General features: G+C 65.6%; 4 protein-coding genes and 1 pseudogene. 1 reads left to right on the top strand and 4 read right to left on the bottom strand.

Going from position 1 to position 4,006, the window contains the following annotated elements; genetic code table 11:
- A partial coding sequence (locus tag BMY06_RS37955) for a LysR substrate-binding domain-containing protein (protein ID WP_244174753.1) occupies positions 1 to 433 on the top strand: 433 nt, incomplete at its 5' end.
- A gap of 116 nt (positions 434 to 549) precedes the next feature.
- Here the strand turns inward: BMY06_RS37955 and BMY06_RS37960 are convergent.
- The 4 genes and pseudogenes from BMY06_RS37960 to BMY06_RS39415 form a co-directional block, all read right to left on the bottom strand.
- Positions 550 to 1,248 (bottom strand): GntR family transcriptional regulator, encoded by a 699-nt coding sequence (locus BMY06_RS37960; RefSeq protein WP_074987912.1) that lies wholly within the window; start codon positions 1,246 to 1,248, stop codon positions 550 to 552.
- Positions 1,249 to 1,429: 181 nt separating this feature from the next.
- Entirely contained in the window at positions 1,430 to 2,158 is a 729-nt protein-coding gene (locus BMY06_RS37965) for a YjbE family putative metal transport protein (protein WP_080180398.1), read from the bottom strand.
- 13 nt (positions 2,159 to 2,171) lie between these two features.
- Positions 2,172 to 3,740 (bottom strand): hypothetical protein, encoded by a 1,569-nt coding sequence (locus tag BMY06_RS37970; RefSeq protein WP_074987914.1) that lies wholly within the window; start codon positions 3,738 to 3,740, stop codon positions 2,172 to 2,174.
- Between the two features lie 174 nt (positions 3,741 to 3,914).
- Positions 3,915 to 4,006 (bottom strand): annotated as a pseudogene (locus BMY06_RS39415) (TenA family transcriptional regulator); the annotation flags it as partial.

The following is a 4,006-nucleotide window of genomic DNA, read 5'->3' on the forward strand; positions in this document are numbered from 1 at the left end:
GAGTCCATGTACGAATGTAGAGCTGCAGCCCATCCTGTTCGTCAACACCTTGGAGACCTGGCGCAAAGGGGGGCGTTCATGTAGACACTTTCAATGCGGTCTACGGCGCGAGAACTTCCTGCTGCTCGATATGGACGAGCACTTGCGCACGGTGGAGAGCTATTGGGGGCCGTTCGGGGTCGCGCCGCGCGTGCGGAGTACGTCGATCGAAGCCGTGCGCAGCCTTGTCGCGCTCGGCGAAGGCGTGACGATTCTCTCCGATCTCGTGTATCGGCCATGGTCGCTGGAGGGCAAGCGCATCAGCCGGCGCGATCTGAGCGTGGCCGTGCCGACGATGGACGTGGGTGCGGTGTGGTGCCGCGAGGTGCCGTTGAGCAAGCAGGTGCATGCGCTGCTCGATCTGTTCCGGTCGCGGAACTGGCCTGAGTCCTGATGCGCGGTGACGAGCGTTTACTCAGGATGACGAATCAAATCGATCGCGCGCTCCGGCAAGCGCGATTCCAATCTTTCCGACGGGGCGCAAGGGGCTTCGGACGAATGGCAAGAGCGTTATTTAGGAACCGTGCCCAGATAATGCTGGGCCGCGCGCATGACGTGGCGTTCCGCGAGCAGGGCGGCCAACGCCGCGTCGCCAGCCTGAACGGCGCGCAGAATGGCCGCGTGCTCTTCCCACGTGAGCCGGATTTCGTCTTCGGTCGCGTTCATGAACAGGCGGCGCGAGCGATCGCGCAGCGTGCGCATGAGGTCGGCCAGCATCGTGTTCGCGCCCGCTGCATAAAGCAGGTCGTGAAAGCGCGCGTTGAGGTCGAGCAGTTTCGCCGTGTCGCCCGAAGCCAGCTTCGCGTTGCCTTCCGCGAGCACTTCGGCGACCTTGGCGGCGAGTTCGGGCGTGCAATGTTCCGCGGCGAGCCGGGCGTTCAAGCCTTCGAGCGTGGCGCGGATCTGCACCATTTCGCGCGCGGATGCCGGGTCGAGCGACGCGACCACCGCGCCGTGGCGCGGCCGTACGTCGACAAGGCCTTCCGCCGCGAGCGCGCGCAGCGCCTCGCGTACCGGCACGCGCGACACGTTGAATTCCTCGGCGATGCGGCCTTCGATCAGGCGCGCGCCCGGCGCATAAGCGCCCGACGTGATCGACTCGCGAATACGGGCCGTGACCAGCTCGGACAGCTGGCGGTGAAGAATGGGATTGGAGTTGGACGGTTCGCGATCCGACGCCGTTGCTGAAAGGTCCGGCTGTGTGCTCATTGGGATTCCATGCGCGTCTGTGCATGGCCGGTCGGCCGTGCAAGCTTGATTGTCGAATTTTAGCGCATTCCCTGTTTTTTGTAGACGATACACAAGCGCGGGTTGATCTCGCGCGGCAGCGTGTCACTCTGCCGCGCGAGACGCCGGATATAGGGCGGGATAGAGCAGGGTAGGGCGGCGGCTAGGCCGGGCGAGTGCGGCGCGCCGCCATTCGGCCCAGCAGCAATACGAGCGCCGCAGCGGCAATACAGATCAGCGTGTTGACCGCTGCGGCGCTGAGGCCGGGAATCCGCGTCAGCAGGGCTTGCAGCGCGGCGCTCGCGGTCGGGTCCGCCATCAGCAATTCGCCGGCGATCCAGCCGAGCAATGCTGCGCCAATGTATACAAGCGACGGAAAACGGTCGAGCAGCGTCAGGATGATCCGGCTGCCGAACGCAATTACCGGCGCGCCCACCGCGAGGCCGACGAACACCACGACGATCCGCGTCGCTTCGGGCAGCGGCTGCGCCACGGCGGCGGTCGCGAGCGCGTTGTCGAGGCTCATCGCGAGATCGGCCCAGACGATCGCCATGACGGCTTTCCAGAGCGCCGACGACGAACTCACCGCCGGGTCGTCGTCGCCGGGACGCACGAGCTGCGCGCCGATCCACATCAGCACCGCGGCGGCGATCACGTGCATGAACGGAATCGCCAGCAGCTTGCCGATCACGCCGATCAGCATGAGCCGCAAGACGATGCCGAGCGCCGTGCCCAGCAAAATACCGATGCGTTGCTGTTTCGGCGGCAGCGAGCGGCAGGCGAGCGCAATGGCGATGGCGTTGTCGCCGCCCAGCAGAACGTTGACGAACACGATCTGCAAGGCGGCCCAGCCCTCCTGCATCAGCGATGCAGGAATCAGCGTAGAAGTCATGGGCCGCGACCGTCTAGCTGATCGCGACCGCGACGAGCGTGGCGGCAATCAGCCCGCAGACCACCGGCACGAACAGTGCGCGCACGGCATCCAGCACCGGCACGCGCGCGAAGCCCGTGACGGCGATCAGCGACGACCACGCGACCAGCGTGCCGCCGCCGGTCCAGACCGCGCCCATCTGTCCGATCGCGGCGAGCGTGGAAGCGGGCATGTGCACCATCGGGGCGAGCGCGCCGGAGAGCGAACCGGTGAGCGGCAGGCCCGCGAAGCCGGAGCCGTCGATGCCGGTAATCATGCCCGTGAGCAGCACGCCGAGCGACACGAGCACGGGGCTGTGCGGAATGAACTGGCTGCACGACTGCACGAGTTCGAAGAGCAGCGAGGGCACGTGCGCGCCGGCTTCGATGCCGAGGATCGGGCCCGCCGTGCTGCTGTCGCCGACGAAGAAAAAGCCCGCGATCGGCAGCACCGCGCCCATCGCCTTGAACGCGAACACGAAGCCGTCGATGATGTGGCCCGCTGTGCGGTCGAGAAAGCCTTTGCGGCCGTACGACAGCGTCGTGAGCATCATCAGCACCGCCGCCATGCCGCCGATCAGCGATGCCGCGTCGCCGCCGCGAATCACCGATGCACCGACCAGTTCGGGACGCGTCATGATGACCACGACCGCGAGGAACGTGAGCGGCGTGACGATGGAGAACACGCGCGACCACATCTCGCGGCGTTGCAGCGGGTTCGCGCCGCCCATCGGCAGGGTCAGCGTGGCGGCGCCGCTGGCGGACATCGCCGGCACGCCGTCTTCGTCCTCATGCACGCCGCTGGTGCTGCGCGCGAGTTCGGCTTTCGCGAAGCTGCCCTGATGCGCTTCCGGCTGACCGAACAGACCGCTCTCGCCCGACGATTCCCATTCGGTCAGATTGCTCGCGCTAGGCTTGCGCACGTTCTTGCGCACCGTGAAGTACCAGCAGAGCCCGAGCGCGACGGCGCCCGCGATCACCGAAAGCAGCAGCGCCGTGTTGGCGACCGATTGCATGTCGGTGCCGGCGGCTTTCGCGCTAATGCCGGGCGCGACCTTGATCACGTAATCGGACGACAGCGCCATGCCTTGACCCGCCACGGCGATGGCGACGGCCGCGCCGAGCGGCGAAAGGCCCGCGTAGATCGCGGCCGGAATCAGGATCGCGCCGACCAGCGGCACGGCCGGCGTCGGCCAGAAGAACAGCGAGATCAGATACGTGATCAGCGCGAGGATCGCGAAGGCCACGTGGCCGTTGATCATGATCTTGCGGAAGGGCTGGACCATGCGCACGTCGGCGCCGATTTCGCGCAGCCCGTTGAGCAGCGCGGTCATCAGCGCGATGACGAGAAAGATGTTGAACAGCTCGTGCGCGGCGGTCAGGCTGCCCATGAAAATGGCTTGCAGACCGGTGAGCACTTTGCCCGAAAAAGCGAACGCGACGGCGAAGGTCGCGAGGATGGCCGGAACGACGACGTTCGCGCGCCAGATCATCGTCACGACGATAGCCACTACCCCAACCAGATAACAAAAGTGGGCCGGCGTGAGGGCGGTTAGCGGATGCATGGGGGACCTCGGCTCAAATAATAAAAGGTGCGAAGAACGCGGTTTCCGGCCTGATTCTCCGCAGCGCATTCGAATGGGGATTGCCGGCAGAAGTCGATTGCCCACAGCGCCTATCGGAGGATTTATACCAGGCCATAATTGCCTCAGGAATTCGGGTTCGGGAGTTCACTGCGCTTATGCTGCGAGGCCGAGTTCGGGCAGCGGGATTTCCTTCTCGACGTAGTCGTAGTAAAGCGCCGTGGTGTACAGCAGACGCATCTGCGCAC

The organism is Paraburkholderia tropica, assembly GCF_900109265.1.
Taxonomy (GTDB): domain Bacteria; phylum Pseudomonadota; class Gammaproteobacteria; order Burkholderiales; family Burkholderiaceae; genus Paraburkholderia; species Paraburkholderia tropica.